6 protein-coding genes and 3 pseudogenes are annotated in these 5,524 nt (G+C 68.6%); 5 read left to right on the top strand and 4 right to left on the bottom strand.

Annotated elements, in window-relative coordinates; all coding sequences use genetic code 11:
• The 5 genes and pseudogenes from QOC69_RS10365 to QOC69_RS10345 all read left to right on the top strand — a co-directional run.
• On the top strand, positions 1-146 hold a 146-nt coding region (locus QOC69_RS10365), incomplete at its 5' end, for a hypothetical protein (protein WP_526439039.1).
• A gap of 65 nt (positions 147-211) precedes the next feature.
• Positions 212-610, top strand: coding sequence for a hypothetical protein (locus tag QOC69_RS10360; protein WP_526439035.1), 399 nt, complete (start codon positions 212-214; stop codon positions 608-610).
• A gap of 133 nt (positions 611-743) precedes the next feature.
• A pseudogene (locus QOC69_RS10355) lies at positions 744-854 on the top strand (hypothetical protein); the annotation flags it as partial.
• A gap of 65 nt (positions 855-919) precedes the next feature.
• Positions 920-1,738 carry an LLM class F420-dependent oxidoreductase gene (locus QOC69_RS10350; RefSeq protein ID WP_526439037.1) on the top strand — a complete coding sequence of 273 codons (819 nt, stop codon included), beginning with the start codon at positions 920-922 and terminating at the stop codon, positions 1,736-1,738.
• Positions 1,735-2,124 (top strand): annotated as a pseudogene (locus QOC69_RS10345) (nuclear transport factor 2 family protein); the annotation flags it as partial. The gene QOC69_RS10350 and the pseudogene QOC69_RS10345, both read left to right, overlap by 4 nt.
• Positions 2,125-2,170: 46 nt before the next feature.
• On the opposite strand, the gene QOC69_RS10340 reads toward QOC69_RS10345, so the two are convergent.
• The 4 genes and pseudogenes from QOC69_RS10340 to QOC69_RS10325 form a co-directional block, all read right to left on the bottom strand.
• Positions 2,171-2,638, bottom strand: coding sequence for an NUDIX hydrolase (locus QOC69_RS10340; RefSeq protein ID WP_526439033.1), 468 nt, complete (start codon positions 2,636-2,638; stop codon positions 2,171-2,173).
• A 9-nt stretch (positions 2,639-2,647) separates the two neighbouring features.
• Positions 2,648-3,418 carry a class I SAM-dependent methyltransferase gene (locus QOC69_RS10335; RefSeq protein WP_526439031.1) on the bottom strand — a complete coding sequence of 257 codons (771 nt, stop codon included), beginning with the start codon at positions 3,416-3,418 and terminating at the stop codon, positions 2,648-2,650.
• Between the two features lie 19 nt (positions 3,419-3,437).
• Positions 3,438-4,844 carry a serine/threonine-protein kinase gene (locus QOC69_RS10330; protein ID WP_526439029.1) on the bottom strand — a complete coding sequence of 469 codons (1,407 nt, stop codon included), beginning with the start codon at positions 4,842-4,844 and terminating at the stop codon, positions 3,438-3,440.
• 42 nt (positions 4,845-4,886) lie between these two features.
• Positions 4,887-5,524 (bottom strand): annotated as a pseudogene (locus tag QOC69_RS10325) (HNH endonuclease); the annotation flags it as partial.

Here is a 5,524-nt window from a genome sequence, read left to right as displayed (position 1 = left end):
GCACCGTCGACGAATATCCCAATTGGAGGGTGCCGCTGGCCGGCCCCGATGGCAGGTCGCTGCTGCTCGAGGAGGTCTTCACCGACCCTCGCGCGGCCGCGCTCGCCGAGGCGATTCGCGCCCAGGTAACACTGAGCGCGGAGTGACCGAAGTTCACTCAAGAGGCTCATTTGCGATATGTTCGCAACGCACCGCGACACTCGGAGGTCACGTGAAGAAGCTTGTTGTGCTGGGAGCCGGCGCGTTCGCAGTGGTCGGAGCTGCCTTGCTCACCCCTGCGGTGGCTGTTTCCGACCCCGGCGGTCCATCAGCGCTCAACGTCGTCGGCGAGCCCTACGGCAGAGCCGTCGGGATCTTGAAGAGCCAGGGTGTCAAGCCGTCGTTCGGCGGCTCGGTTGGCAGCGACCTGCCCCAGGCGGCATGCATCGTCGACTCGCAGAAGGTGACTTCTCAGGGCCGGATGATCCTGATGCTCAACTGCACCCAGAAGGCCGCAGACGACGCTACGGCCAGCCAACCCGCCGCAGGGACTGCGCCCGGCGCCCCAGCACCGGGTGCTGGTCAGGGTACGTATGGTCACCCCGTCGGCGTGCCCGTCGCCGTCGGCTGACACTCCGACTACCCGGGCCTAGTCCTTCGGGGCGCGCTCGCTCTTCGACCGCTGACCCGCGGTCTACTATTCCGGCATGCCGTTGGCCCCCGGACCGTTCGATGCCGGAACGATCTTCGCGGGCTACACCTTCGTGCGGTTGCCCATCGCGGAGGAGTCGCCGGTCCGGGTGTGCACGCAGCAGACCGGTCAGACCCGTCGGCAGTGCCGCGAGGACATCCGGCGCAGCAACGGGCTTCCGTGACGACCCTGCCCGCATTCGCCGTGATCGCTCCCGTCGCGGCGGGCGTGACCGCCGATCCCGGGTGGATGACGATCTTCGCGCGCCACGTCGAGGCGTGCGGGTTCGAGTCGATCGTGGCCGTCGAGCACACGGTGCTGATGACGCAGTACACCAGTGTCTATCCCTACGACCAGTCGGGCCGGGTCGAGATCCCTGCCGACTGCCCGGTGCCGGACCCCCTTGACTTGCTGGCGTTCCTGGCCGCCACGACGACGAAGCTGGGGCTGGCCACCGGTGTGCTGGTGCTGCCCAATCACCATCCCGTCGTGCTGGCCAAGCGCGTCGCCACCCTCGATGCGTTGTCGGCCGGCCGAGTGCGGTTGGCGGTCGGCATGGGGTGGTTGCGCGAGGAGATCGAGGCGTGCGGCGCACCGTTCGAGAGCCGTGGGCGCCGCGGCGACGAGCAGATCCAGGTGCTGCGACTGTTGTGGGAGAATCGGCCCGACGGCGCCGACTTCTCCGGTGAATTCTTCCAATTCGCCTATGCCGCTTGCCATCCCACACCGGTGGGACGCATCCCGATCCACGTCGGCGGGCACTCCCGGGCGGCCGCACGGCGGGCGGGACGACTCGGCGACGGCTTCCAACCGCTGGGCGTCGCGGGTGCCGAGCTGGCCGGGCTGATCACGCTGATGCGCGACGAGGCCGAGCGGGCGGACCGCGATCCCGATTCACTGGAGCTGACCCTCGGTCACATGGTCACCAAGATCGACGGTGAGCGCGCCGGTCGGCTCGCGGAGTTGGGCGCCGACCGGGTGGTGCTGGCGATGCCGCCGACCTCCGACATCGACGAGGCGTGCGACGCGTTGTCTGACTGCGCGCAGCGACTGGCGTTGAGTTCATGACTCTGTCCGTTGCGGACCGGCTGGCACTGGCCGATCTGGTGCATCTGTACGCGGCCGCCGTCGACGACCGCCGATTCGACGACGTGGTGGAATTGTTCACCGAAACAGCCGAACTGCACCTACCCGATCCGCCACGCTCGCTGGAGCCGGTTCGGTTGCTGCTGGGCCGCGACGGCGTCCGCGCCGCGATGAAAGCGCTGGCGGTGGAGCGCACCGAGCACGCGATCGTCGGCGAGGTGTACGCCTCCGGGCCGGAGCCGGGTTACGCGCTGGGCCGCATCACGGCCATCGCGCACCACTGGACGCGTCGCGACGACCAGGTGACCGATCTCGTCTGGCATCTCCGCTACGACGACGAGTACCTGCGCACGAAGTCGGGGTGGCGGATCCACGGCCGTGCTCTTACCATCAACGCGATCGAGACGCGGCCCGTCATGCGTCTGCGAGATGTTCCACCAGACCATCGAGCAGCGGCCACTGACCCTTCAGCAGCTTCAACCGAGCCTCAGCTACGGAAAGCCATGCGACCCGGTCGATCTCGGGGAACTCCCTGACCTTTCCTGATCCCCTTGGCCATTCCAGCTCGAAGGAGTTGCTCTTGCTGTGGGTGACGTCCAGATCGCCGCGAACGGCGAAGGCGGTGACGATCTTGCCGCCGGGTTGCTTGACCGGGGCGAGCTCGAGGCGGGGCCCGGCCGGGACGTCGAAGCCGATCTCCTCACGGAACTCGCGTTGGGCGGCAGTCCACGGGTCCTCGTCATCGGCGTACTCGCCCTTCGGGATCGACCACGCGCCATCGTCCTTGCGCGCCCAAAACGGCCCGCCGGGATGGCCGATCAGCACTTCGGTGACACCGTCGATGACCCGGTACAGCATGAGACCGGCGCTGCGTTTCGGCACCCGCTCACCCTAGGCCCGTGGCCGAGCGGTGATCAGCAGGGCGTCGCCACCCACCGTGACGCCGGTGGTTCCGATGTGCGCGGCGAGCCGGTCCCGCAACTCGCCGGCCTTCTCGGCAGGCAGCACCAGGTGGTTGGAGTAGGTGAAGACGAGGTCGAGCCACTCGTCGCGGTCGTAGTGCGCCCCGCGTGGGTAGGCGTGCTGGCGGATGGCGAATCCGGCCTTCTCGAGCACGTCGTCGACGCGGCCGACGGCGAGCCCGGGCCCGGCGGGCGTCGCGGTGACCAGCGGTGAGCCGGGTTCCATGTAGTCGCGGTAGATCGGCGCGAAGTCGCTGCGCGAGGGGGTGAGGGGAAACAACCGATTCCACGCCAGCGCCAGGTGACCGCGGCCGCTCAGCAGTCGTCGTACCTTGGGTAGCGCGACGTCGGGGTCCACCCAGTGAAACGACTGCGCGAACAGGACGAGGTCGAACGTCTGCTCGGCGGCGTCCCATTCCTCGAACTTCGCGACCTGGGTGCGAATCCCCTTCTCGTTGGCCAGTTCCGCCATCCGCGGGTCGGGCTCCAGCGCCAGCACGTCGACGCCGCGGTCGGCCAGTTGACGCGAGGAGATTCCGGTGCCCGCCCCCACGTCAAGCGCGTTCTCGACGCCCGATGCGACCAGGTCGTCGATCAACTGCTTCGGGTATTCCGGGCGGTGTCGGTCGTAGGCCCGTGCCGCGGCACCGAACGAGTCCGCCCGCTCGCGCTGGTGATGGAGTCCCCGGGACGAGGTCATGGACGAACCCTCCTTGAACTCAACTGGACGTGTACTGAATCATCGGCTCGGAGAACACCTCTCCGTCGGGCGTGACGATGGTCAGCGCGGCCGACCTGATTTGATACCGGGTTCCGTCGGCCGGATTTACCACGTCGAAACCGTCCGCCGAGTGGACGGCGTGGTCGAGTTCAATCTGCGCTCCGTCACTCAGGCGGACACCCCGGTAGTAGTACCTGTCCGTTCCGTAGCGGCAAACCACCAGTGCCGACGCCGCGGTGAGGGCGAGCGCGGCAGGCCGCTGACCTGGCGCGCACCGCGCAGCGGGGTAGTCGATGAACCCGAGTTCGTCGGCGCCGGGCAGGCTGATCGGCGGGGGCGTGCTCTCGGTGGTCACGGTGGGTTGAGCGGTCTCGGAGTGAGTGCTGGTGACCGGCACGCGGGTCATGGTCGCCGATGTTGGCGAAGCGTCCGTCGTCCGGTCACCTCCGAACGCCAACCACAGTCCGGCGACGACCGCCACCGCCAACACGGCCACCGCGACGGCGATGCCGACCACTGCTCCGCGTCCGAGATGGCGGCGGGGCGAAGTGGTTTGGGGCCGAGGCGGTGGCGCTGCAACACTCATCGCTGCGGCGGACGCGGCGCGTGCCAACTCGCCGGCCGACGGGCATCGGTTGGCCGGGTCCTTGGTCATGCCCCACAGGATCACGGCGTCGAACGAGGGGTGCAGGCCCGGGTGTGTGACGCTCGGCCGGGGAGGCGGCGCCAGCAGGTGCGCGCTCATCAGACTGGGCAGATCCCCCGTCGGATACGGCGGTTGCCCGGTCAGGCATTCGAAGAGCACACACGCCAGCGAGTAGACGTCGGCAGGTGGGCCCACCGTGCCGCCGGAGAACCGTTCCGGAGCCATGTACGCACACGACCCGATGGCCGAACCCGCGCTCGTCAGGCCGGAATCCCCGCCCGAATGCGCGATGCCGAAATCCACTAGGTAGACGAAGTCGTCGGCGGTCAGCAGCAGGTTCTCCGGCTTGACGTCGCGGTGCGTCAACCCGCTGGCGTGTGCGGCGTCGAGCGCTGCGGCGACCTGCGTGATGATCGCCACCGCCCGCGCAGGATCCATTGGGCCGCTACGTGCCAGCACCGCCTTGAGGCTGGCTCCCTCGACCAGTCGCATGTCGATGAAGAGCACACCGTCGATCTCGCCGAAGTCGTGCACGGGAACGATGTGCGGTTCGTGCAGCCGTGCCGCCGTGCGAGATTCGCGCCGGAACCGCTCCTGAAAGCTCGGGTCGACGGCCAACTCAGGCCGCAGCAGCTTGAGCGCGACCATGCGGTCCTTGACGGTGTCGTAGGCCTGGTAGACCTCACCCATGCCGCCCGCCCCGATGAGCGACAACAACTCGTAGGGGCCGAACTTCGCGCCGACGCGTGGACCGGTCATCCGGCAACCGGATCGGACATCGGACGAGCCTAGCAAGCCTCGCTAGGCGGCGTGTTTGGCGATGGCGATGCCGATGTCGACTTCGATCGGGCTGATGCGGCGGCTGATCAGGCCGGGTAGTGGTGGTGCGGTGGAGTGGTGGCGGGCTCCGGTGGGTGTGATGAATTCGGCTGTGTGACAGCCGTGATCGCCGTAGGTGGTGGTGACTTTCCAGCCAGGTGCTTCCTTGGCGTAGTTACACGCCTCGCATGCCCCGAGCCCGTTGACCCCGTTGGTCGGACCGCCCCGCGTGTGCGCGGTGGCGTGGTCGTGGTGGCGGATCGGGGCGTCGCAGTAGGGGGTGCGGCAGGTGTCGTCGCGCAGGTCGATGAACCGGGCCAGGCCCTTCGGAAACAGCCGCGCCCGGGACTCCATCGCCACCAACGCCCCACTACGGGGATGCTTGTACAACCGGCGCAACGTGGCCCGCGATCGCCGATCCTTGACCGCGGCCGCGATCAAGCGCCGCCCGATCGCCGCGGGCACCGGCCCATATCCGGCGACCCGCGCCGGGGAGGTGCTGCCGGCCAGCAGGCTCTCATCGGTCAGGACCAGGTCGACCGTGACCGGGACCGGGACCTCGGCGGGTCGCCCGGTAACCCGCTCGACCAGGGTGTCGGCCATGACCTGGCCGCGGCCGC

This window comes from Mycobacterium sp., assembly GCF_032162105.1.
Taxonomy (GTDB): domain Bacteria; phylum Actinomycetota; class Actinomycetes; order Mycobacteriales; family Mycobacteriaceae; genus Mycobacterium.
This window is presented reverse-complemented; position numbering and strand designations above follow the sequence as displayed.